The sequence below is a fragment of the Wolbachia endosymbiont (group A) of Paraperithous gnathaulax genome (genome assembly GCF_964028485.1).
Lineage (GTDB): Bacteria > Pseudomonadota > Alphaproteobacteria > Rickettsiales > Anaplasmataceae > Wolbachia > Wolbachia pipientis.
The window spans coordinates 1126204-1150282 of record NZ_OZ034784.1 but is presented as its reverse complement, the minus strand read 5'-3'; the positions used below and the strand labels follow the sequence as shown (position 1 = coordinate 1150282).

General features: G+C 35.6%; 22 protein-coding genes, 2 tRNA genes and 1 pseudogene. 5 read left to right on the top strand and 20 right to left on the bottom strand.

Going from position 1 to position 24079, the window contains the following annotated elements; all coding sequences use genetic code 11:
• Nucleotides 1-43 precede the first annotated feature (43 nt).
• The 8 genes and pseudogenes from ABWU74_RS06085 to ABWU74_RS06050 form a co-directional block, all read right to left on the bottom strand.
• Nucleotides 44-2164 (bottom strand): hypothetical protein, encoded by a 2121-nt coding sequence (locus ABWU74_RS06085; protein WP_353289286.1) that lies wholly within the window; start codon nucleotides 2162-2164, stop codon nucleotides 44-46.
• A 43-nt stretch (nucleotides 2165-2207) separates the two neighbouring features.
• Complete coding sequence (locus ABWU74_RS06080) at nucleotides 2208-2423, bottom strand: hypothetical protein (protein ID WP_353289285.1); 216 nt, start codon at nucleotides 2421-2423, stop codon at nucleotides 2208-2210.
• A gap of 325 nt (nucleotides 2424-2748) precedes the next feature.
• A complete protein-coding gene (locus ABWU74_RS06075) occupies nucleotides 2749-4149 on the bottom strand; it encodes a hypothetical protein (RefSeq protein ID WP_410542103.1) in 1401 nt (466 codons plus the stop codon).
• A 395-nt stretch (nucleotides 4150-4544) separates the two neighbouring features.
• Nucleotides 4545-5282, bottom strand: a pseudogene (locus ABWU74_RS06070) (hypothetical protein); the annotation flags it as partial.
• A 116-nt stretch (nucleotides 5283-5398) separates the two neighbouring features.
• Nucleotides 5399-6892: a DegQ family serine endoprotease gene (locus ABWU74_RS06065; protein ID WP_010962868.1), complete on the bottom strand. Its 1494-nt coding sequence runs from the start codon at nucleotides 6890-6892 to the stop codon at nucleotides 5399-5401.
• Nucleotides 6893-6895: 3 nt separating this feature from the next.
• A complete protein-coding gene (gene hflC / locus ABWU74_RS06060; protein WP_182319521.1) occupies nucleotides 6896-7768 on the bottom strand; it encodes a protease modulator HflC in 873 nt (290 codons plus the stop codon).
• A 2-nt stretch (nucleotides 7769-7770) separates the two neighbouring features.
• Nucleotides 7771-8805: an FtsH protease activity modulator HflK gene (hflK, locus tag ABWU74_RS06055; protein WP_010962866.1), complete on the bottom strand. Its 1035-nt coding sequence runs from the start codon at nucleotides 8803-8805 to the stop codon at nucleotides 7771-7773.
• Between the two features lie 82 nt (nucleotides 8806-8887).
• Complete coding sequence (locus tag ABWU74_RS06050; RefSeq protein ID WP_006279848.1) at nucleotides 8888-9103, bottom strand: hypothetical protein; 216 nt, start codon at nucleotides 9101-9103, stop codon at nucleotides 8888-8890.
• A gap of 155 nt (nucleotides 9104-9258) precedes the next feature.
• On the opposite strand from ABWU74_RS06050, the gene walE1 reads away from it, so the two are divergent.
• The 4 genes from walE1 to ABWU74_RS06030 all read left to right on the top strand — a co-directional run bounded on the left by walE1 (nucleotide 9259) and on the right by ABWU74_RS06030 (nucleotide 12553).
• Nucleotides 9259-10782, top strand: coding sequence for an actin bundler (gene walE1 / locus ABWU74_RS06045; RefSeq protein WP_010082451.1), 1524 nt, complete (start codon nucleotides 9259-9261; stop codon nucleotides 10780-10782).
• 776 nt (nucleotides 10783-11558) lie between these two features.
• The gene (gene cutA / locus ABWU74_RS06040; protein WP_006279213.1) at nucleotides 11559-11894 is read left to right on the top strand and encodes a divalent-cation tolerance protein CutA; all 336 of its coding nucleotides are present in this window, start codon (nucleotides 11559-11561) and stop codon (nucleotides 11892-11894) included.
• Nucleotides 11885-11959, top strand: a tRNA-Gln gene (locus ABWU74_RS06035). The genes cutA and ABWU74_RS06035 overlap by 10 nt, the downstream gene beginning before the upstream one ends.
• A 135-nt stretch (nucleotides 11960-12094) precedes the next feature.
• Nucleotides 12095-12553 carry a hypothetical protein gene (locus ABWU74_RS06030; protein ID WP_022626355.1) on the top strand — a complete coding sequence of 153 codons (459 nt, stop codon included), beginning with the start codon at nucleotides 12095-12097 and terminating at the stop codon, nucleotides 12551-12553.
• Between the two features lie 15 nt (nucleotides 12554-12568).
• Here ABWU74_RS06030 and ABWU74_RS06025 read toward each other — a convergent pair whose 3' ends face one another.
• The 8 genes from ABWU74_RS06025 to ABWU74_RS05990 form a co-directional block, all read right to left on the bottom strand.
• Nucleotides 12569-12856, bottom strand: a complete 288-nt coding sequence (locus tag ABWU74_RS06025; RefSeq protein ID WP_007549783.1) for a hypothetical protein — start codon at nucleotides 12854-12856, stop codon at nucleotides 12569-12571.
• Nucleotides 12857-12992: 136 nt separating this feature from the next.
• Nucleotides 12993-13181, bottom strand: a complete 189-nt coding sequence (locus ABWU74_RS06020; RefSeq protein WP_353289283.1) for a hypothetical protein — start codon at nucleotides 13179-13181, stop codon at nucleotides 12993-12995.
• Nucleotides 13182-13264: 83 nt separating this feature from the next.
• Nucleotides 13265-14311, bottom strand: a complete 1047-nt coding sequence (locus tag ABWU74_RS06015) for a Fic family protein (protein WP_353289282.1) — start codon at nucleotides 14309-14311, stop codon at nucleotides 13265-13267.
• A 169-nt stretch (nucleotides 14312-14480) separates the two neighbouring features.
• On the bottom strand, nucleotides 14481-15473 hold the full coding sequence (holA, locus tag ABWU74_RS06010) for a DNA polymerase III subunit delta (protein ID WP_265042721.1): 993 nt from the start codon (nucleotides 15471-15473) through the stop codon (nucleotides 14481-14483).
• A 5-nt stretch (nucleotides 15474-15478) separates the two neighbouring features.
• Nucleotides 15479-15658 (bottom strand): hypothetical protein, encoded by a 180-nt coding sequence (locus tag ABWU74_RS06005; protein ID WP_010082539.1) that lies wholly within the window; start codon nucleotides 15656-15658, stop codon nucleotides 15479-15481.
• 131 nt (nucleotides 15659-15789) lie between these two features.
• Nucleotides 15790-16590 carry a metal ABC transporter permease gene (locus tag ABWU74_RS06000; RefSeq protein WP_010962536.1) on the bottom strand — a complete coding sequence of 267 codons (801 nt, stop codon included), beginning with the start codon at nucleotides 16588-16590 and terminating at the stop codon, nucleotides 15790-15792.
• Between the two features lies 1 nt (nucleotide 16591).
• Entirely contained in the window at nucleotides 16592-16948 is a 357-nt protein-coding gene (locus ABWU74_RS05995; protein ID WP_209472851.1) for an Mth938-like domain-containing protein, read from the bottom strand.
• Between the two features lie 3 nt (nucleotides 16949-16951).
• Nucleotides 16952-17818: a 4-(cytidine 5'-diphospho)-2-C-methyl-D-erythritol kinase gene (locus ABWU74_RS05990; protein WP_209472850.1), complete on the bottom strand. Its 867-nt coding sequence runs from the start codon at nucleotides 17816-17818 to the stop codon at nucleotides 16952-16954.
• Nucleotides 17819-17899: 81 nt separating this feature from the next.
• On the opposite strand from ABWU74_RS05990, the gene ABWU74_RS05985 reads away from it, so the two are divergent.
• The gene (locus ABWU74_RS05985; protein ID WP_353289281.1) at nucleotides 17900-21121 is read left to right on the top strand and encodes a UvrD-helicase domain-containing protein; all 3222 of its coding nucleotides are present in this window, start codon (nucleotides 17900-17902) and stop codon (nucleotides 21119-21121) included.
• 183 nt (nucleotides 21122-21304) lie between these two features.
• On the opposite strand, the gene ABWU74_RS05980 is transcribed toward ABWU74_RS05985, so the two are convergent.
• The 4 genes from ABWU74_RS05980 to ABWU74_RS05965 form a co-directional block, all read right to left on the bottom strand.
• Nucleotides 21305-21595 (bottom strand): GIY-YIG nuclease family protein, encoded by a 291-nt coding sequence (locus tag ABWU74_RS05980; RefSeq protein ID WP_010082530.1) that lies wholly within the window; start codon nucleotides 21593-21595, stop codon nucleotides 21305-21307.
• A gap of 277 nt (nucleotides 21596-21872) precedes the next feature.
• Nucleotides 21873-22547, bottom strand: coding sequence for a RadC family protein (gene radC, locus ABWU74_RS05975; protein ID WP_010962534.1), 675 nt, complete (start codon nucleotides 22545-22547; stop codon nucleotides 21873-21875).
• An 810-nt stretch (nucleotides 22548-23357) separates the two neighbouring features.
• Nucleotides 23358-23954: an RDD family protein gene (locus ABWU74_RS05970; protein WP_190321214.1), complete on the bottom strand. Its 597-nt coding sequence runs from the start codon at nucleotides 23952-23954 to the stop codon at nucleotides 23358-23360.
• Between the two features lie 24 nt (nucleotides 23955-23978).
• Nucleotides 23979-24061 (bottom strand) — tRNA-Leu (locus ABWU74_RS05965).
• Nucleotides 24062-24079: the final 18 nt, after the last annotated feature.

The window sequence follows — 24079 nt, the reverse complement described above, 5'->3', positions numbered from 1 at the left end:
AATAAACCATTTAGATGGTTAAGATATATCTAAAAACCTAAATTTATTTCCTCAAAGCTTCTGATATATTCTTTACCTGTTGCAGATATTTAAGCTCTGAAGAGACACTTCCCTTATGTTGCGCAGCAGGAGAACCCGTAGGACAAAAACCACTATCTCTATCAACTGCTGTTTTAGAACTAGAGTTATCAGATCTATACTCTACAGGTAGTACCTCCCCTTTCCCCGAAATAGTACCTTGTGACGGGCCTGGATCACCATCTAGAGAACTTACAGGAGTACTTCGCGTTGTACCACGCCCTTCATCATGTCGCTTAAGGTTTACGTCATATTGCTTACTAAAAGTTGAAGAGAGCCATTTTTTCATTTTTTGAACACCACCCCCATGTTTCTTCGAAGATTCATTCTTTTGTGGCTTCGCTTTAAAACACTCATTACTACTTTTTCGATCACTTTTATCAGTAACTTGCTGTTTTTCAGATTCCTCATTAGAAACCTCAAGATTTAAGAATGTTGAATTATCCCATGCTGTAGGAAAAGGAGTCAATGATGGCCTATAGCTCACTTGCTGACCCTGAATCTTTATTAGCATACTTTCATCATCTGCCTGATCACCTTCCAATGCTCTCACACCCACCTGTGAGCAAGCCCCTTGCTCGCTTTTATCATGTTCTTCAGATTTCATACCCAAAATGTTCACATCTTTCAAACATGGAGAACGTGCAGAAAACTCAAGACTTGAGGACTTTTGATCATTCTTTGTCGTAAGTAGAATTGGTTTCGTCGATATTGTGTAATGAACTGGAGGAGTTATAACACGTGGAAAAGAAGTTAACGTTGATGGCAAAAAGTACGAATCCTCTGGCATACTTTCATCTCGTTTATCTATGTACGTGTATGAACTGGATGGCATGTCCGTTTGCTGAGAAGAAGTACTAGCCTGACCTATCTCTTCCCCCAGCACCCCCCGAAAAGGCTCTGTTTCTTTCTCTCTTTCTGATCCTTGCCTGGGAGAATCCTTTACTCCACCCTGACTCCGCGTGGGAGACTCCCATTTCATATCTGACAGTTCAGTCGATGGTGATCGCGACAATGCTCGAAAACGAAGCTCAGGGTCAATGGCCAGTTCATGGTCTTTGTTGATTACAGAGTTTTTTATTATTTTGGTTATCACACAGTGAGAAATGTACGGATTGGAAAAGTCTATGCCATATATTCCACTGCTTCCATTCACTGATAATTTTGCTTGAGTTCTACCACTAATATCATCAAGTACAGCATGATTAAATGCACGATTTATAGCACGTACCTCTTCTTTTGTTAACAATTTAATCCCCTTACCATTTTGTGTAATAGGTGTAAGAATTGAAACTACTCTCCCATTTAAAGGAGGAGCAAGTATAAAACCATCTACCATCACTTTTGTCGCCGAATAAGTAGATCTTATTATCATATTTTTAAATGACTTCACACTATGATCAACATCATTGCCAACTCCAAGGTCCATACCTATAAGCCATGCCTTATACCGTGTTACACTATCAATAAAACGAGCGTCATCAAAAACATCTTTGATATATACATCATTACCTTCAACCTTCAGAGGGCTCTTAGGAACATTTTTATATCTTTTTCTCATCCTTGATAAAAACTTACTCTTAAATTGCTGACTTAATTCTTCATTATCAAATTCACCGCACCATAAATATTTTTTCTTGTCAAATGCATTAGTGAATATGCTACAAGTTGGCATACCTTCTAGAACATCTTTTTTAAGTGAAGAAGCTAAGTGAGACTTTAGATTAAAAATTACACCTTTATCTACAGGTGTTACAAACTTAAACCCATGCTGTTTATCCCAAGACCAGTCTCTATCATTGATATCAAACGGAAAAGAATTAACATCAAAAATTAGCTTAGCTGTATCCAATATTTCTGCATCATTACTTTCCTCAATGCCGTAGAATTCACGTATTATCTTCCTTTTTATACTGTCCAGATATCTTCTACACTGATACGTATCCATACTCTTATCAAATGAGACTACGATATAGTTCTTCTTGCCCTCGCTTTGCAGCTTAAAATTAGTTTTAACTGTATTAGAAAAATAATTATGTACATTAAAAGCGTTAATCAACGCCCTTACTGTTTCTATATTAGGCATACCAACCTCCCCATTTTTAAATTACAACAACTATTTTTTATTACTACCTTTTATTACCGCTACCAACTCCACTAGAGCTTGACCCGCTCATAGAACTGCTAGGCTGACGTAGCTTCTCTCGCACGTCCTTAAGTGCATCACGATGATCATCAATCCTTGCTCCTTTAACATACGTCACTATTCCACCACCTAGCCCCTTGTTCCGGAGATCCCACTCTTTTTCTCCCTTAAAACTTTCCTTACCATTATCATTCGGCATATTACCCTCCAGTAAAAATATTATGTAATTAGTATACTAAAAATAAAATTAAGTGCAAGCAGTTTTTTATATTTTTTTTCAAAAAATTTTATTCACTCTTTTTCATAAAACACAAATTTCAAGATTCCAGCGTCACGCGCTGGAATGACAAGTCATTGGCAACCCTAAGTTCCCTACGTCATACCGCGATTCATTCGCGGTATCTCAAGCATAGATTCCGCTAACACGTAGCGGAATGACGAACTGTCGACATCTATCTATATGCCCCTGGATTCCAGTACTGGAATGACACCCTTTTTTGTCATCTAAGTATTAGCTATCCCCACTATGGTGTCTTTCCTACTGACTGACCTTCTGCACATTTCTCAACTTTTACATCATTAGTCAATTCTTTTGGTGGTTGAGCATTACTCACAGAACCTTCATTCTCAGGACCATTCCAAAAACCAACTGTAAGATCATATTTACAATCAGCAACAGGATTTTTAACAAATTGCTCTGAAGCCTTTCTGTCAGACATAGATTTTGGGATAGGTTGGTTCGAAGCTTTTCCGTTAGGAACAGAGCCTTGAGTAGGTTGGTTTGGAGCTTGCTTATTATTATTTTCATCGTGGTTTTTCTTTCTTTCCTTACTACTATCGCATCCTTGAACATCCTGTCTCCTCTGCCCCGTCCCCGTCGTATTCGTTGCAGTTTTTGGAGCAGGTGGACACACCTCTTTCTTCGGTTCCTCCTGCTTCGCTTTTTTCTCTTCTTCCACTTTTGGTTTTTGTGAATTTTCATGATATTTTCTTTCAAGCTCAGTAAGACGCAATAGATGTTTCAAAGGATCTGACGCAATTTCAAGTTCTGGTTTGCTCAGAACAACCGGTCTTACAAATCCTGGTGAAACTTCAAAAAGGAAAACTGGCACTTTAGGTTTTTCTCTTTCATCTACCTTGATTTCTACGTCTTTATGAACTTCTTTAATTGCTTCTAATGATGTTTTTTCTGCTTTTTTATCTTCTTTTTCTGTAGATGCCTCTACCGCAGCCGCCAACTCAACTCCAAACATCTCTGCGAACATTGTAACAATCCATCCGACAACGGCCATTTGTAACCTGAGTTTCAGATCTTGCAATGCAGTTAATCTTTCTAACGCCCTTGCAAACTCTTCTTCTGATAACTCACCACTGCCTAATTTTTCCTGCAATTCTTTTATCTCTTTGTCCAACCTCTGATTGAAACTTAAATCGCGTGCAAAAATCTTCTTGATTAACTCCTTAAGCTTGTCACACATAAATTCAATTATCGAAAGAAGCCAATTTTTTTCTTTCTTCTCTTTGAGCATTTGGTAGATTTTCGGATCATCTACATCTACTTCAAAAAGGTTGAAGAGAGATTCAAAGAAATTCCAGAAATCTCCGAGTACTCTTCCTTTTTCACCAGTGAAGTAATTCTCATCATCACCTTCTCCGATATGTAGCTCTGCTTGAGATGATATTTCATCGATACAACTAGAAGCCTGACGCTCACACTCGAGCCTCCTGAGCAAATCTTGTCTGGTGAGCTCCTCTATGGCTGCTTTTAGTTCATTTAGCTTCTGCTCTGCAGAGAAATCTTGCTCCCTGATTTTTCCTTGGAAGATCGAGCTACCGTTTCCGTTATTATCTGAAAAATTTTCCATTATTTTTGCCCCCTCAATAAAATTACTATCTTTATTATTACCTGAAAAGCCTTCCACCATTTTTACTTCCTTCATAAAACTTAATAATTTAATTCTACAGTACTAAATATTTAAGAACTATTAATGTAAAGATGTCAATAAAATTATTTACATTTTTACACTATATATATATTATATCATGTGCTATTTAACCTTTCAATAATATTTTTTATTTTTACTGCTTCTTCAAACTCTAGCATGCGCTTTTCTTAAATTATCCTTATTAATATTTGCTTTTGCCTCTATCCCACTTTTTCTTGTAAAGTATTTGATATAGATTTTATTATACTCTTTGGCATAACATTTGCAACATACTTTATCTATAAATGGAAATTATTATACTTGCAGCTAGACACAATTTGAAATAATTTACACTATAAAGTTAAGGAACGAGATCCCAGATACAAGTGTCTGGGCACTGGGATGACAGGAGGGGGGGGTGGAATGACACCAGTATGGTTATTAATTGAATAAATAACCTCCTTATTTTCAGAAATCATTGGCAAACAAATGTGATGCCATATGTTTTTTGGCTTAGATAAGAGGTGCCCAGTTAAGTCTTCCAGGTGGAGCCTATGCATCACAAGCACAATTACTCCTTTTTTTCTATTGTTGAGTCTCGTTACTAAAGTCTGATCGAACCAGTTTGTGGCACGTTTTCTAAATGTTTCACTCAAAGCTTGAGCAGGGTTAAGCGGATCATCCACAATAATAGAGTCACCACCTTCACCGGTTAATGTTCCTCCAACTGATGTTGCGATTCTGTATCCTCTCTGCACTGTTTGGAATTTATATTTAGTGTTCTGGTCTTTGGATAGTTCTACCTCTGGAAATAGTTCTTTATACCAATCAGATTGCATTATGCACCTGGTATCAAGCGAATGTTTTTCACTAAGCAACTTAGAATAACTTGCAACTATTATTCTTGCAGTTGGCTGATTTCCCAGTATCCATGCGGGCCACGCAACACTCATACATATGGACTTCATTGAACGCGGAGGCATATTGAATATTATGCGCCTTACTTCGCCAGCATTCGCTGCTTCCAGCCTGTCTGCTATGACTTTTATGTACTGATAATCATTATACTCACATCCCGGCACCACTGTTTGAAAGCACAGTTCAATGAATTTTAGAAAATTTATATTATCCATATGTGTATTTTAGTGAATGGAATGTAGACTTTAATAGTTTTGATTTGTCTTGTAAGATTGAGGTGTTACAGTGACAGGCTTACAATGCTGCTAATTTAGTAAATAACCTACGAGTGCTATTTCTTCAACTTTATCGAAGTAAAGAATTGATTTCCATTGCGGTAAATGAGCAACATTATTGAATCTTTACCGTTTTTCTTTACTGCTGAATCAACTTGTTTTTGAAAATCATTAGTATTTTCTATATCGGTTCCATCTAATTGGATAATAATGTCTCCTTTTTTAATACCACGCAACGTGGCATTACTGTTACTATCTACATTGGTAACTATCACACCTTTTGTAGGTACATTATTTTTACTTTCTTTTGATTCTTTTGGCAGATTTGAAACAGTTAAACCGGTTACATAATCAGATGTTGATTTATTTTCTTCTTGATTGTTATCTTGGCCATCATTTGTAGATTCTCCGATCACAACTTTAATATTAACCTCTTTGCTCTTTCTAAGTAACTTAACTTGCACTTTTTTCTCAGGTCCAGCTCTTGAAACCATTTGAGGTAATTGTGTCATTCTATCGATTTTTTTACCGTCAAATTCTAATAATATATCACCTACTTTAATCCCACCTTTTTCTGCAGGACTATCCTTTACTATACTTGCAACCAATGCGCCTTTTATATCTTTTAAACCCAAGGACTCAGCAAATTCTTTCGTTATAGGCTGAACTTGCACACCAAGCCAACCATGTTTTATTTTTTTGCCACTTTTTAATGTGTCAATAATTGACATAGCTAAATTAGATGGTATGGCAAAACCTATACCCACGTTGCCGCCAGACTCAGATGGAGAATAGATAGCAGTATTAATACCTATAACTTTTCCATTTAAATCAAATAACGGTCCTCCAGAATTACCCCTATTAATTGCAGCATCAGTTTGAATAAATTCATTCATAGTGCCAATACTAATGTCCCTGGACCTTGCAGATATAATTCCTGTGCTTACAGAGCCACCCAAACCAAATGGGTTACCTATTGCCATAACCGTATCACCAACCCTTGCTTTATCAGAATCACCAAATGCAACAGAAGAAAGATCTTTATCAGAATTAATCTTAAGCACAGCAAGATCAGTTCTTGCATCATAGCCTAAAACTTCTGCTTTGAAATAAGTATTATCGTTCATAGTAACTGTGATATCTTTGGCGTTTTTAATAACGTGATAATTGGTTACTATAGTTCCACCTTTATCTATAATAAACCCAGAACCAAGCAACACCACCTCTTTGTTAACACTAGGGCCCCTATCCATAAAAAACTGATCAAAATGCTCAAAAAACTCTCTAAAATCATCAAAAAAATTATTTCCTGGCATAGATGGAACTCTAGTTCTGCTGTTATTTTCTTGTTTGATGATTTGTTCGCTTGAAATATTTACAACCGCAGGAATGAGTTCTTCCACTAAATCGGCAAGTCCTTGATTACAGTTGCATGCAGTAGTGCTAGCATCAACGACCTTTTTTGCATTCCAATCAAACATATTAGCATACGAAGAAAACGCAATTAGAAAATATGCAAATATAGATAAAATAAATGCCTTACTTTTCATAGACTATTTCCACCCCTTATTTAAAATATCTAAAAAGTTATTGTTTGGTGAAAGTACAAATTTAGTATTATTTTCGGCAAATGATTTACTGTAAGCGCTCATAGAGCGATAAAAGTTAAAGAACTCTTCATCGACCTTAAATGCCTCATTATAAATTCTAGTTGCTTCAGCATAACCACGGCCCCTTATTTCGTACGATTCTTTTACTGCACTAGAGATAATTTCCCTTTTTAATTTATCAGCTTTTGATCTAACTTCCTGCCCAGCTTGCTCTCCTTCTGCTCTAATTTCTTTTGCTTCTTTTTCCCTTTCAGTTTGCATACGGCGAAATATTGCAGAACTATTTTCTTCTGGTAAGTCTGCTCTCTTAATTCTTACATCTATTATTTCTATGCCAAATTTTTCAGCTTCAGAATAAACTCCACGCTGAATCAATTGCATAACCTCTGATCTTTTTTCATTCAACAAGCTAATCAACGAAAATCTGCCTATATTTTCTCTTATGTGTGCTTCTATAACCGGATATAATCTTCTAACCAGCCCTGATTCATTCCTCACAGCCTGGTAAAAAATAACAGGATTTGTTATTTTATATTTTGCATATGCATCTACTATAATACGTTTTTGATCCGCTGTTATCACTTCCCTTGGGATCTTATCAGGACTTAAATCTAAAACTCTTTTATCAAGAAACTCTACACTATTTATGAATGGCAACTTAAAATATAAGCCACTTTCCCTAACATCCCTTACAACTTTACCGAGTTGTATAACTATCGCTTGCTTTGTTTCTTGCACAACAAATATTGAATTAAATAAAACAATCAATAAAACAACAAATACAGAAACAAAAACAATTTTAATATTACTACTCATGGTTATTTTCCTAAATTTGTAAGAGGTAAATAAGAAAACATACCTTTCAGATCATCAGTTACAACAACTTTGTCTACCTTACTGAAAATATTTTCCATAGTTTCAAGATAAATACGATTCTTAACGAGAGAAGGATTCTGTCTATATTCCTCATAAAGAGATAAAAAGCGATTTGCATTACCTTTTGCTTCATTTATTATTTCATTTTCATATGCTTGTGCATCTAATTTTATCTTTATCGCTTCACCCTTTGCTCGAGGTATAATATCATTATTATAAGCATATGCTTCGTTTATAGTACGCTCTTTGTCTGCACGAGCACTTTGTACATCTCTAAACGAACTGATTACTTTTTCTGGTGGATCAATTTTTTTCATTTGAACAGATAAAATCTCTATACCCATTTGGTATCCATCAAGAATCTGCTGCAATAGAATTCTAGTATCTCTAGAAATTTCTGGTCTGCCTTGACCAAGTGCAAAAGAGATCGTATTTTTACCTATTATTTCTCTCATGGCACTTTCAGCAGCATTTTTAACACTGAAACCGGGTTTGTAATCCCGCACTTTGAATAAATAGTCCTTAGCATCTCTAACGCGCCACTGAACCTCGAAGTTAACGTTGACTATATTTTCATCTCCAGTTAGCATCACGCCTTCACCGCGATCTGTATCTCGCCCATAAGAACTACTTACCCCAATTTCTTCACGATTTACTTCCTTAACGTTCACTTTAAAAACCTTGCCAATAGGGTAGGGGAAGTGATAACGCAAACCAGGTGTTTCTGTATTAGAATATTTACCAAAGGTAAGTTCTATACTTTCTTCACTAGGATGGACAATATAAAAGCCAGTGCAAGCATAGAACAGCAAAATAATGAAAATGATGAAATAAGGTTTTTTGCCCCTGTTTCTGGTTAATCCATTAAGAAAGAACCTTATATCAGATACAGCTTTACTTAAAATATCTTCATTATTAGGAGTTTTGTTCCCTACCGGTTTCTTTCCCAGATTCCAAGGATTATTATCATCAAACATAATGATTGATTCTATAATTAATACGCTAATATTACTTCTTTAATAAGAAAATGCAAACATAAATTGCTATTTTATTTACAAATTAATCATCAGGATGGAAAACATGATCGTACACTTCCTTTTCTCTATGTAATATGGTCGACTCTATGGAATTTTCTGGCTTTTTTTTGAATTCTTTGTTGTCACTCTTTAAGTGCACTACGTCTTTGTGAAAATGGGAATTATACCTAAATAGTAAAGCTATTATTATTAAAGTTATAACAGCCAAAAAGATGAGTGTTCTTTTTCTATACTTCATAAATGCTGCAGCTTCTTGACCTAATTTTCTATGTTACCACAAAACACGTCAAGCGAAATTATTTGAAGACAAATAAATACTGGCAATCAATTTAACACTAACTTAAGAATCGAGGGTGTACAATATAATATATTTAATTAATAGTGAGGTTTAAAATGTTACATAATGAAAAAAATTCAAATTCTGTTGGAACTCAACAAAACCAACCAGAAGATAGTTTTGATTTGAATAAAACGATGCAAAATCTACCAAATTCAGATATTGCTAATGATCACAAGAAGCTAAAAGAAAGAATGACTGACCTGTTAAAAGGAGATACAGAATTCTCTAAGATGAAACAAGGAGATAAGATTCTTGTAGTAAGTACAGCAAGTGGGTTATTTACGGCAGTACTACCACTTTTGGCAGTTGGTGCAACACTTGCTATACCGGGTGCTATAGTTGGTCTTGCTTTATATTTCGCTGTAAAAGTCGCTGTAAAAGCAGTTCAATCTGGATATAAAGGGCTCAAGTGGTCAGCAGAAAAAACAGTTGATGGGGCGAAATATACTGCTGGGAAAGTTAAGGACGCATCAACATACGCTGCCGGAAAAGTTAGAGATGGTGCTATGCATGTTAAAGATAAGGTGAAAGAAGGTTATGAACATTCAGTAGATTCACTGAAAAAAGGCGCTAGTTTTGTAGGCGAAGGAGTGGCAAATAAGTTCCATAAGGCATCTGGTGAGACGGACTATTTAGATAAGGTAAAAAGGTTTACTCCAGATGCAATTAAGAAATCTGACGAAATAAGAAATGATATGAAAGCAATTTTTGCTGATAAAGGAAATAATTCTGGGTTAGTGAAAAATATACTTTCTGGAATATCGTCAGAAATTGATTTAAAAATGGCAGAGAAGGCAAAATCAGGGGAGATTGAACATACTTCTGGATGGCAAGTACAGAAAGAATTCATTAATAATTTAAATGAAAAAAGCTTGCATAACTTGTTAACACAAAGGTCATTACCTAAAGGTAGTTATTTCATCGACAGTGTTTTCTCTGAACATCACGATGAAATTAAGAAGGTTATTAAAGAATGTAGAGAAAATCATTTGTACTCAAGCGTAAGCAATATGTTTGACAGAGCAGAGAAAAAAGCTAACAGGCCTTCTGTCAAAAGTTTAACTAGGTCTGTGTCATCATCATTCTCTTCACTGGGAAGAAAAGGCTCTGAACAATCTAACAGCTTGTCAAAAAGCAATTCACTAAATTCTATAGGAACTGAAAGTACTGCTACTGTCTCTGATTCAGATTCTCAGAACTTTGCAACAGTCCGTAGAAGCAATTCATCTAGTAGCTTAACTCCTAAGCTTACTCCAGTTGCTCCACCAGAACTACCTAGAAGCGCCTCATTGACTAACTTAAATGGACAAAGTTCTTTCAGTGAAGATGTTCTCAGTGATCCTATTGTGGAGCAAAACCTGGATAGTTTGAGTAACAGAACTCTCACTCACAGTAATTCTACTGATAGTGGAATGGGTTCTGGTTCTTCTACGCTAACAAGAAAACAAGTTCTTCCTTTAAAAGAAGAATTTGACAGAGAACTCGAAGAAAAGTTGGCAAAACGACGCGCATCTCTAGATCAACCTAGTGCAGAACCTGTCAACTCAAGAGCTACAGCAACTCCAGGAACAGTGTAATAAGTAAAACTTCTACCTTCTCCAAAAGGATGTTACTCAATGAGTAACGTCCTTTTTTTGTTTTTAAACTATAGAAAAATCCTAGATCCCAGCGGTATGCGTACAACCGTATGAACATTGTGATTTCTCTGCTAGGAAAGGTGTCATCCGAGTAGCTGACACTGGGATGGCTTTGTTGCATCGCTACTTATGAAAGGCTAACTATAGTTAGGATTATAAGCAACCTATTGAAAATCTTGTTTTTTTGCAATCAATCTGATCAAATTTAAGAATAGTAATTTGTTATTTATATTAATAAATTTAATTCTATTGAAAATAGCTAAAGCATTGAAATTCTTGAATTTTAGCCGGATTGGTAAATGGTAGTGAAATTTCTTTTACTCAAATTTAGGTATTCATTGACCGTTCTTGTTATAAATACCAGAATAATAAGCTACTGATATTCCCTATCTTTTTTATCTTTAATCCATCATAGCTAGCGATGCAACAAAGCCCACTGGGATCCAGGAAAGTTTGCTTGTTTACAAGCAAACTAGCATAGAAAGTGGTTACAACGTTTTCGATGAGATTATATGGAAAACTGGATTCCAGTGTCAAGCACTGGAATGACATCACAGGGGCACTGGGATGACACCTTTACGTTTGAGGCAAACTAGCTATAACACTTAACATACTACCTTTGCAAACAAATGTTCATACAGTACGCGCTGGCGTTATTTTCTCTTGATGAATAAATCTCGGTAGAGTATAGTAGCAATGCATTTATGTAGCTACTAATGAATAATTTAGTTTTGGTTTATACAACTTTTTCAAATTTTGAGGAGGCTAAAACTGTTTCTGAAGAATTGTTAAACGAGAAATTAATTGTATGTGTAAATATATTTCCCGAAGTGAATTCTCTGTATTTATGGGAAGGTAAAATTAGTAATAGTTGTGAAGTAGTGGCAATTATGAAGAGCAGGAATGATCAAGTTGATAAAATTGTAGAAAAAATCGAAGCAATGCATTCTTATGATCAGCCAGCTATTGCTGTGATGCCCATAGAAAAAGCAAATAAATCTTTTACTAATTGGGCTAATAGTGTTATTGATGTAAGTAGTATTGGGGTGTAGCCAAGTGGTAAGGCAGCGGTTTTTGATACCGCCACGCGAAGGTTCGAATCCTTCCACCCCAGCCATATTGAAGTGGGTGTGAAATGATATCACTTTTCTATAAATTAAGATTATTGAATTATATATTAGGTAGTCTCAAAGATATAATTGTGAAACTGTTTCTCTTCACAATGTATCTTTACACATTCAGCATTGTGCTCATGTTTCTCAGCAATGGTTTTTGGTATGCTGTAGAATTTTGCTCTTTCAAAAATGCGTTTTACCGTTTGTTTCAATATTGCAAGTGGTATTATGAAAATAGGGAAGATCTCGGTTACGGAATTTCTATTCGAATATTAGTGGCGTTTCTTACTCCGCATTTTCTCTATAAATTATTACTTGGCACAGGCTGGAAGTCCTTTTTAAAGGAAAAGATAATACAGATACTCAACACAAGAAGAAAAAAGGGTAGTGAGTTCAGTAACAGTAGCAAACCAAGTGGCAGTAGTTATAGTGATAAGAATAATTACAGCAATAACAGTGGTAACAATGAGCGTCAAGCTCAAGATGCAAAGCGAAAAGTAAACATGATAAAGCAGCTATTAATCAAAGATATAGAGGCAACTATAGATAGGAGATTGAATTATATTTTTTTCGGTAAAAGGAGTAAACCTCATTAAGTATATAAAAAGGCTTTATCTAGTAAGGCTTTTTAAGGTTGGCTGTATTTTATTTTTTACGTATACCGGATCACAATCAGCCAATATACATGTGTGCACAAAATCTTGACTAAAGTCTGATAACCAAGAAATTGCCTTACGTTTTTCTACCAAGCTTTCTGTTTTTTTGCAGTGACTTGCTGCATCAATCATTGCCTGCGCTATTACTGATTTCCACAGCAAATAATACCTTTGTATATCATCTGACGTACTATTTGTTTCATAGTGGTTAAAAAATTCTTTAAAATTGAAGTTGTTTGACATAATGATACCTCTTTGGATTGAAATTTGAAATGATTTGAGTTTATGTCGCCACAGCAGATTCCGCTAACAAGCAGCGGGATGACGGTTGTCAGGCCAGCGCCCCTATGATGTCATCAAGTAGCTGACACTGGTTCCTTTATGACGGCAGTGCCCCTATGGTGTCATCCCAGTGCTTGACACTGGGATCCAGGAATTTTATTAAGTTGGTAAGCATAAAAGTGTTATGTAAAATACAACGTTCTTGATGGGATTGCGTGAAATGCTGGATCCCAGTGTCTGGGCACTGGGATGACAAGAATAGGGCACTGGGATCTAGTGGGCTCAAACTACAATGTTTGTACAGCTGTGATCTATATTCTATAGCTGAATAATTTAACAATTCAAAATGAATACATATCCTATTGAGCTCTATATTACATACCAGGTTGCTTTGCCTTTTCCATGCTGAGTGATGTGATTACTCTTTACGAGATTAGATACGTGCTTCTTTAAGGTATTGCAGTTTGCTTTAGTAATATTTTCCAAATCCTTAATTGTAAGACGTCCATGTTTGCTGAGTAGTGCTAATACTTTAGCAGAAAGTGGTGGTAAATAGAGATTTAACACTTTTTCATGTGACACCTTTTGTTCAAGATGAAATTTTTGCTTTTGTAGTGACCTTAAAAAGAATATAAGCCATGGATTAAAATCATAGCTGCTCGTCTTCAAGGATTGTTGAGTACGACGCAAAGCTAAGTAGTAACTCTCCTTATTACTTTCAATTATACTTTCAAGGGAACTGTAAGGTACATAGATATACCCTAACTTTAGTAACAAGAAAGTTGTGAGAATGCGTGATAATCTGCCATTTCCATCCTGGAAGGGATGAATAGCTAAAAAAGTAACTATAAAAATGCCAATAATTAATAGAGGGTGTAACGATTTCACCTCTAATTGCTGGCTAGTCCAATAAATAAGTTCTTGCATTTGTGTTGCTGTCTCAAATGGAGAGGCTGTTTCAAAAACTATGCCCAAGCTTTTTCCAGATTCATCAAACGCTTCAACATGATTGGGGAATTTTTTATATTCTCCCATGTGCCTTTGATCTTTATATGAAAATTGTAAAAGCCAGATGTGAAACTGTTTTATAGTGTTTTCTGTAAATGGCATCTTGTTAAAGTTTTGAAATACTTCTTCACACACATACGCATATCCGGCTATTTCTCGTTCATCTAGAGAACGAAATGAACGTGTATCAAGTTTGGATAGTAATTGCTCAACTTCACGGTCTGATAATCTTGCCCCTTCAATACGAGTAGAAGAACCAATACTTTCAATTGTTGCAATTTTCTTGAGCATTTGTAAACGTTCTGGAGCTAAATTACCAAACAATTGCCATGCTCCTTTAAATTCATCAATTTCAGCAACTAATTTTAACATTTTAGGTGTTATTACAATTTTTGAAATGTCAAACATATCTGTATTTTTATCTAGTTATATTCAATTATATTCGAAAATATCCTATTAGCAAAGAATACTTGTGAGACACACACTAAAGAATGAATTTTGGTAGGCATAAAAGCAGCTATTTTATGTTAAAATACAACATTTTGATGAAATTATAAGAAAGGCTGGATCCGAGTAGTCAGCTACCCGTCAGTGCATGTTGAAAAATCATTTTATGATCTAAATCAGTTTTTTTACAGGTAACTTCTAAGCTTATCAATTTTTCCAAGATCTTCTTAAGTTCTGAAAGTTGCAAACTTTTCAAATGAGATTTAAAACTCTGCAATTGTTTAAAAAACAATGGAGGGCTTAGCTGATCAATCGCAGCCTGCTCACTCATTCCACCTTGCACTGACAGCAAAACGTTTTCAAGGCGTAGGAAATAATTTGATATAATGCGAATTAGTGCTATCGGTGAAAAATTTTCTTGCGATATCAATGCATCAGAAATTCTAATGAAACGCGACATATCTTTACTTGCTATGGCAGAGCATAGATCATCAAGTGTAGCATAGTCGTTGCCGGAAGTTGAAAAGCATAATTCTATATCAGTAAGTTTTAGGTCTTTTCTCTCCCCTAAGTATAAAACTAACTTCTCAAGTTCTGAACATATAGGCAGCTTGCTATGATTAAAGTAAGATTGCAAATGGTAGATTATCTCATTTGTGCATTTTATATCATTTTGTTTTAAGTAACTTGATATAATGTCATAAAGATTGCTGTTGCTGTCCTTATAGCAAGCAATCACACCAAAAATTTTTGAACTCTCCATATAACTTTTAGTCGCAGAATTATATGGAAGATCATTTGCTACCATCATTACATAATGACCACTTGCGTTATAATCCAATACATTTTTTAACTCCTTGGATATACCTCCACTCACATTTATCAGCTTAATTAATTTTTTGCTGGTAAACATCGAAACGTTTGCCAATTCAGAAAACAGTAAACTGGGTGACTTATGCACTATTGCAAAATCCATCACCTGAACTGAATACTCACCCAAATTAGCAATTATTTCTTGTACATAAAAATCAACCCTACTGTTATCACTTCCATGAATTAACACACCACGTAAAGCATCAGGTTTCTCTAGGAATTTTTTAACTTTGGATGGTGTGACCCTCATGCTATCTATATGATATCATTCTCATTTGACTGTACATGAGTATCCAAAGACTCTGAGTCTCCTTGTGCAATATTATGCACATCACCTGCTACATCATCTGACTCTTCTGTTTTTCCTGTAATATAATTATAAAATTTTTTCACAGGTTGAGATATATATTTGGAAAAAAATCCTTCTTCGCTCATATTGCTTACTCCATAAAATTAACAACTTATCATTAGCATATAAATAATAGTATAGCAAAAACTATTTTGTGCTAAGATAGTGATGTTTTATAATGAGTATATTACAAAATTATTAACATTCGAGATCAAAATTAAGCCAACCTGCTTAATACTAGCCTTATAAAATAAGCGATAATTAAATATACCGCTGCAACAAGTATAATTGCAGGTCCAGTTAACAAATCAAAACTTGCAGATAACATGAGACCTGATATCCCAGAGATCACAGAAAAAACTGTTGCAACAATAATCATCTGCATTGGAGTTTTCGAAATGAGCCTTGCAGATGCTGCTGGTATTAGCAAAAATGCAGCAATGAGTAATATTCCTATTAGTTGGGCAGCAATTGCTATAAATATAGCAAGAGTGATTAAAAATTCTAGTCTAACAAAGGTAACATTAATTTTTTCAACTACTGCTAAATCTTGATTAATTGAAATCATTAACCAATAACGCCATCTAAATATTAATATCAAAGTAACTACTGCAGAGGTTAAAAAAATCAATACTATATCACTTTGATCGAGCGTTAATATATCACCAAACAGTGAGCTAATAATACTATTATTGCCAGATGGAAGAAAAGACATAAGTATTAAACTCGATGATAAAACTACATTGGTAACAATGTTCAATATCGTATCAGCAGAATATAATCTGTTAAAATTAAGAGAAAGTAGTATAGCAAATGTAATTGCAATGAGCATTATGCTAAGCGATGGGCTAATCTTAAAGATTAAAGCAAGTGCAACACCAAGCAACGAAGAATGGGACAAACTATCACCAAGATAAGATAACCTTTGCCATATCATAAACGATCCTAAAGCGCCTGTTACTAGGCTAATTACAACTACTGCAACTAGACTATTGATGAAAAAGTCCTGGGTAAGCATGCTATATGGCTATTAGATAACTGACAACAAATCTATCTTCGGATATCAGAATATTATGGGTTCTGCATGCAGAACCTGTTGTCATAAATTCAAAATTTAAACCTTTTTGTTCCATAAGATAGGACTTCACTGAAGAACTTAGTATATTGCGTGTTTTACCAGTACCTATTAACAAAATTTCTATTTCCTCTGTTAAAAAAGATTCAAAATACTCCTTGCTGTTTATATCACTTTCTTTCAATTTTATCACCTTTTCAGGAAAAATTATAATTGAGCCGCAATATTCTCTATTATTCACCAAAAATTTTCCTTCCCTGTAACCATTTATAAGATTTTTATTCTCGGAAATTAAGGGCATAAGTCAAACTATTAATTGAGTGTCACATACCCACCATTCTGGTTGCTTTTTTCCGATATTAACTGCAGCAGCTTTTGCATTTTCCTCACTATCGAATATTCCAAAACATGATACACCACTGCCTGACATGCGAGAAAGTATAGAGCCTTCTTGTGACTCAAGTGTTGATATCACATCCTTAATTTCAGGTACAAAGCTTATTGCTATTTCTTGAAGATCGTTTCTCGTCTCTTTAAGAAACTTCAACAAATCCTTTTCAGCGTCATCGCTCCATTTAATTGGCTCAGAAAATTTTCCTTCATGTTTGGAAAATACCTCTGGTGTACTCAAAAACCTTTTTTTCGGTTTCACAAGCACCACATTTGTAGGTAAAGAGAATTTTTTAATGTGGCATAATTCTTCGCCAATACCTCTAACAAAAACTGGCTTGCTATCTACGCTTGCGGGAACATCAGCACCAACGTTTAAGGCTATTTCATTTAAAATCGTCCTATCAATCTCCCACAGCTTCCCTAGCGTACGTACCACAGCTCCAGCATCTGAGGATCCGCTACCAAGTCCTGCAGCAATTGGTATGTTTTTTACAACCTTTACAGTGACTTTAGTGCGTACAGGAGCATGCCTAAGCAGCAGATTAACCGCTTTCATTACAGTGTTATACTGGTTATTTATTCTAGACTCGGAGTTTATAAATTCAACTGTAGAGTTATCGTATCTAGAATCCTTCTCACCTACTTTTATTTCCAAAAAATTAGAGAGATTAGCAAAGACAAATAAACCTTCAATCAAGTGATACCCTGTTTCTTTTTTGTCTACAACATGCAAAAAAAGATTGATTTTTGCAGGCGCCTTTACACAAAAACTTTTCATTATATATCTTCACTAACACTATTTTTACATTATATGTATAATGCTATTCTAGTCAACTTTTATAAGGTTCTCGCACTTCTGATGAGATCAAATGCCATAAATCCTAATTTCTCTGTGTGGGTAAATGCGTCCGCTGGTACAGGCAAAACAAAAATCTTAATAGACAGAGTATTGAGACTTTTATTAGAAAACAAAAGAAATATTCTTTGCTTAACATTCACCAATGCTGCAGCAAACGAAATGGAGAATCGCATTCACAGCATACTCAGTAAGTGGGCAATATGTTCAGATAGTGTGTTGGCAGCAGATCTAGAACAACTAGATTTCTTTCCAATGTCATCCCAGTGCGTGACACTGGGATCCAGAAAAAATAAAGATTATTTAACAAGAGCAAGAAGGCTTTTCTCTGAACTGGAAAATCTTGGTCTAACTATACAAACCATACACGCTTTCTGTTACAAATTAATCTCCAGCTTTCCTATAGAAGCTGGCATTGCTCCAAATTGCACGCTGAGTGAATGTAAAGAATTACATTCCATCATATTCAATAAAGTGCTTCATAACGAAACTGTGCAGGATGATATCAACCTTATTGCAACTGAAATTGATGAAAATAAACTACGCGATTTGCTTTATACTTTATGTGTAAAAAGATCAGCGTCAGCAAATGATTCGAAATATATCAAAGATAAATTGAGCGCCCCAGATGAAATTCATGACTTACAGAGTGAAACAATTGAGCACGTGGAAAGACTAGCCGAGATATTAAGTGAAGGCAGTAAAAGAGATCAGAGTTATAGTGAAATACTTTATTCTACTGTCATCCCAGCTGGGATCCAGAAGAAAAGAACCAGCGTCACGCGCTGGAATGACACTAAAGTAGAAAACCTAGCCAAGGTCTTTTTAAAATCAGAATCGCACGAAAAAAAGAGCATATCATCCATTGCAACAAAAAGTATTTTGGAGAAATTCAAAGATGCAGAGCAAATAATAGAGAGCGTTCAGAATGTAGTATTTACCCATATAAGAGACATGAACTCTTATCAAATATTCAAGAGAACCAGTAGCTTACTTGGTGTATTTAAAGTATATGTTGATTTGTATAATAGTGAAAAATCAAAAAATGCACTGCTTGACTACAATGATATAATCAACTTAGCAACAAATCTTCTTAGCAATCCAAACTATAAAGATTGGATATTGTTTAACTTGGATCAAAAAATAGATCACATCCTTATTGACGAGGCACAAGACAATAGCATCAGCCAGTGGAAAATTATAACAAATCTCTGCGATGAATTTTTTGCCGGTAATGATGAAAAGCGAACCTTATTTGTTGTTGGTGACGTAAAACAATCCATATACAGATTTCAAGGAGCAAATCCCCATCTATTCAACTATATGCAACAATACTTTCATACGAAAACTGGTGGTAGAGATTGGATATCATGCCAACTTGAAAAGTCATTTCGCTCAACTCCAGAAGTTTTGATGCTTGTAGATAGAATATTTAATAACTTCCGCGCAGAAATATCTTTTAATGATAATGAAATAAAACATGTTCCACATAGAGAAAATGACCAAGGATATATTGAAATTTGGCCAGCGTTACCAAGGCGCAAAGAGAAAGAACAGCGAGCTTTACAAATTCCTCTGACATGCAAGGAAGGTTATACAATAGCAGATCGATTACTTGCTCAAACAATAGCTAACAGAATTCACAATTGGTTAAATGAAGGGCGAATTTTAGTCGCTAAAGATCGCCATATAGAGCCAAGAGACATTATGATTTTGGTGCGACAACGAAACGTGTTAGTTGATTACATAATAAGCGAACTTAAAAAAGCAAATGTGCCAGTTGTAGGCCGGGATTATTTTAGAATTATGGACTATATAGCCGTGCAGGACTTAATAGCTTTGGCCGAATTTTTACTCCTCCAGGCAAATGATTTAGCTCTTGCAAATGCTTTAAAATCACCGCTATTTAATTTTACCGAGGATGATTTATTTAACATTGCATACGACCGTAAAGAGCATTCACTATGGGAAAGAATTCAGGATTATTCTGTGGTTATCTATAGTGAATTAAACTATCTCATTAACTTATCTCGCATAGAGTCTCCTCTTGCACTATTTACACATATATTGCGTACAGGTAAGAAGAAATTTGCTGCAAGGCTAGGTCTTGAGTGCTTTGAGGTCCTAGACGAATTTATGAACCTCGTGTTGCAATTTGAAAACCCATCTCTTCAAGCGTTTGTTCAATGGATCAAGGAGAATAATCCGGAGATTAAGAATGATATGCAATCAGAACGCAATGCTGTGCGAATAATGACAATTCACAAATCAAAAGGTCTGCAAGCTCCCATAGTATTTTTGGTTGATACAAACACAGTGCCAAGAAACAGTGAAAGCATTATCTTTGATGGAACAGAAGTGCCATTTTGGTGTGGAAAAAACAACAACGCTTATTGCGATCAAGTAAAAAGAGAGAAAAAACTAGAGGATTATAATGAATATTTGCGTTTATTATACGTAGCACTCACGCGTGCTGAAGATGAGTTATACATCTTAAGTAAAGAGCCAGTGCAAAAGGGCTCTTGGTATGATCTAATCACTAAGTATGGAGAACCATATGAAAAGAAACAAAGGGGTTTACGGCCAATATTTAAAGAAAAAGTTGAAGTATTATGCGTGAATGCAAACTACCCTTACATTTATAAAAAACGTGATTACTTTGACGTTCCGGTCATTTCCCTTCCACCAGCTTTAGCCCACTCTTCGGTGTCATCCCAGCGCGTGACGCTGGAATCCAGTGAAAAAGAAGGAGCAGAATGGATCCCAGTGTCAGCTACTTGGATGACAGATGGTTATGCAAGAGGCCTGATTATTCACAGCATATTGCAGTATATGCCCAAGATAGAAAAAGAAAGGAGAAAAAATTGGGTCAGAAAATACCTTGATAACATCAGCGAAGATAAGGATGAAATTTACAGTAAAATATTAGCCTTTAATGAAAAATATGGCTATTTGTTTGACTTGGAAGGCAAATCAGAGATTACACTGAGTGGAACAATTGATGGCAAGTCAGTATTAGTACGACTAGATAGGCTATGCATAACGCAAGATAAAGCAATCATAATTGACTACAAATCACACCGTAACGTTTCTGTTTCCTTATTAAATGAAATAAAAAAACAGATGTTAATCTATAAAACCTTAGTACAAGAAATATATCCAAACAAGCAAGTAGAGTGCGTGGTTATTTGGGTGGAAGATTTAACCATTCAATCTGACTTTTAACGAAACTTGATTGCAAGAAATAGCTGCTACGTCATACCACCGCGAACCGTCATCCCGCCGCAGACCGTCATACCGCGATTCATTCGCGGTATCTCAGCCGCTAACACGTAGCGGAATGACAGCAGTCCTACGTCATACCGCTGCGGATAGATCCCGCTAACAAGTAGCGGGATCTCAGCATAGCTATCTTAAAGCTAAGTAATATAAGTCAATCCAGCTAGGATTCTTTTGATTGATCAAATTAATTTTCCACTGCCTTGGCCATTCTTTCAGGCGCCTTTCTCTTGCAATAGCTAAACTTATATCTTCAAACTCTTCAAAATATACAAGTTTATTTACATTATATCTTGATGTAAAACCTGAAACAATTTTGTTTTTGTGTTCCCAAATCCTCTTGATCAAATTTGCAGTTACACCAATATATAATGTGCTATTAGCTTTATTTGTAAGTATATAGATATATGATAACTTCATCTTAATCGTTTATAGCTAAAGTAACTGAGGTTTACCAACATTATACTACACCATCATACCACAATAAAACTTACCGTCATACCACCGCGGATAGATCCCGCTAACACGTAGCGGGATGACGAGTTACTATACCGCGGCGGTATCTCAGCCGCTAACAAGCAGCGGGATGACAGCAATCTACGTCATACCGCGATTCATTCGCGGTATCTCTTAGCCGCTAACACGTAGCGGAATGACGATTGTCGGTAAATCTAAGTTACTGTAGCTATAAAGGCTTTCACAACAACCTATTTTCCTTGAAACTAAAATAGCTACTGAATGTAATAATAATGTGGTCTATTAATTCTATTCCTATACTTTGGCAAGCTTCTGCTAGTTGTCTAGTGAGAGATATATCGCTATTTGAAGGTTGTGTATCTCCGCTTGGATGATTGTGAGATATTACAATGGATGTTGAACCAATCAAAAGTGCGCGCTTGATGATCTCTCTGACATAAAGAGGAGTTTGATCTACTGTACCAATATTTTGCAAGTCTTCCGCTATTAGACGATACTTTTTATTCATATAGATGACACGAAAATTTTCCTTATTGAGGCTTCCTATACTTATTCTTAAATAATCAAGCAATTTTTCCCAGTTATCGATTACAGGCAGGTTTTTTATTTCTTCTCTTGCAGAACGAACAAAGGCTTGTTTTACACAAAAGATGGCAGATATCGCTGCATTGCTGACATCATCAACGTTTTGCAGCGCTTCCAGGTCAGCATTAAAAACTTTATTTAAGCTGCCAAAACTTTCTATCAAACTCTTTGCCACCGGTTTTACATCAATTCTACTATATGCTGAATATAAAATGTGCTCTAAAACTTCATAATCAAGTAATGATTGTCCATTATCTAAAATAATTTTCTCTCTTAGGCGCTTTCTATGCCCCTTTTTGTAATTTTTCATCATCAATGAATTGCTTATCTCTTGTATGATAAGAAATTAGATTTTTAAGTAAAATATTTAATAAAGCGCATGACGCACAATTGTAAGAACATTCATTTTTAAAGACAGCAAATGGTGTCATGAAAGTAGCTGACGCGAGCTCTACGTCATACCGCCGCAGACCATCATACCGCCGCAGACCGTCATACCGCGATTCATTCGCGGTATCTCATCCGCTAACAAGAGATCCCGCTAACAAGTAGCGGGATGACGAATTACTTAACCGTCATGCCACCGTGAACCGTCATACCGCGATTCATTCGCGGTATCTCTAGGTCCCGCTAACAAGTAGCGGGATACTTGATCTTTACAGGGATGACGGTTGTCGTTTAGCTACAAACATTAAGAAATTTACCAAATGAAAAAAAAGGCAAAAGAAGCCCTAGTCATTGTCTATTTTCAGTATTTGGCGTTTTTTAAATCTTAAACACTGCAATTTAGCTGCTTTTGAATGCAACTCACCTTAGTTTAAATGTTTAAGAAATTTACTAAGCAGAAAAAAAGGCAAAAGAAACCCCGCGTTAGCTAGTTGTCACTCTCTAATCCTGCAAATTGGCGTACTATACTGTCTTAAACGACTTATAAGCGCGTTTCAGCTTATATAGGTAAAAACCCAGAAATGTTGTGAAGACATAAGGTGCACATAGTGCAAAAAATTAAAAATAAGACGCCAACTACGTTGTTTTCTTGCTGTTTAATCTGCACAGATGAAGATAACTGAATACCTTCACTATCATGATAAAGGGGCTGGCGAAGGGTGTCAAGTAGTTTTTAGCTCTGCCTTCTAAGGCTTTTACTCGTGACAACCACTGTGCCTGCGATCTTATCGTGCCAAGTTTGACAGCGTTTGTTGAAATTTGACCATAAAAAGCCCAAGAACAATGGTGCAACTGACAATATAAAGGAAAAAAATCTCTTTGTTGCTTGTTTTAGGGTCATCTTTTCGAAAGTTTGTGCATCCACAACTCTAAGCCCAAATAATAGTTTTCCAGGTGTAGTAGCAAACTTTACCCACATATATATTACATAGCAAAAGAGCATAATAAACTGGACTATTTGATTTAGAATCATTAATTTTACAAGTCTACTCTGCATTGCCTTTTCTTCTATAGAAAGTGGCACTTGCATTGGGGATTTTGCAGCAACTTGGCTGAATATTTTGCTATCCTCTGAGTTTGTAAAGAGCTGATTAAAGGCTTGGCTGCAAAACTGCAAGAACAAAACGATAATAATTAAATCAAGCAATACTGATATATAGCGCCTGAGGCCCGTTACATAACATATCCCATTTTCATCTTTCTTTACCTTTTGAATAACATTTATAGAAGAAAAAATAGAAAATAAACGATTAAAAAATTTATGTAACATATATATACTTTCCAATATTTAACGTGCCCCTGGCCGGACTTGAACCAGCATGCTTTTGCAAGCAACAGATTTTGAGTCTGCCGTGTCTACCATTCCACCACAGGGGCATTAAGTTTTAATGCTAT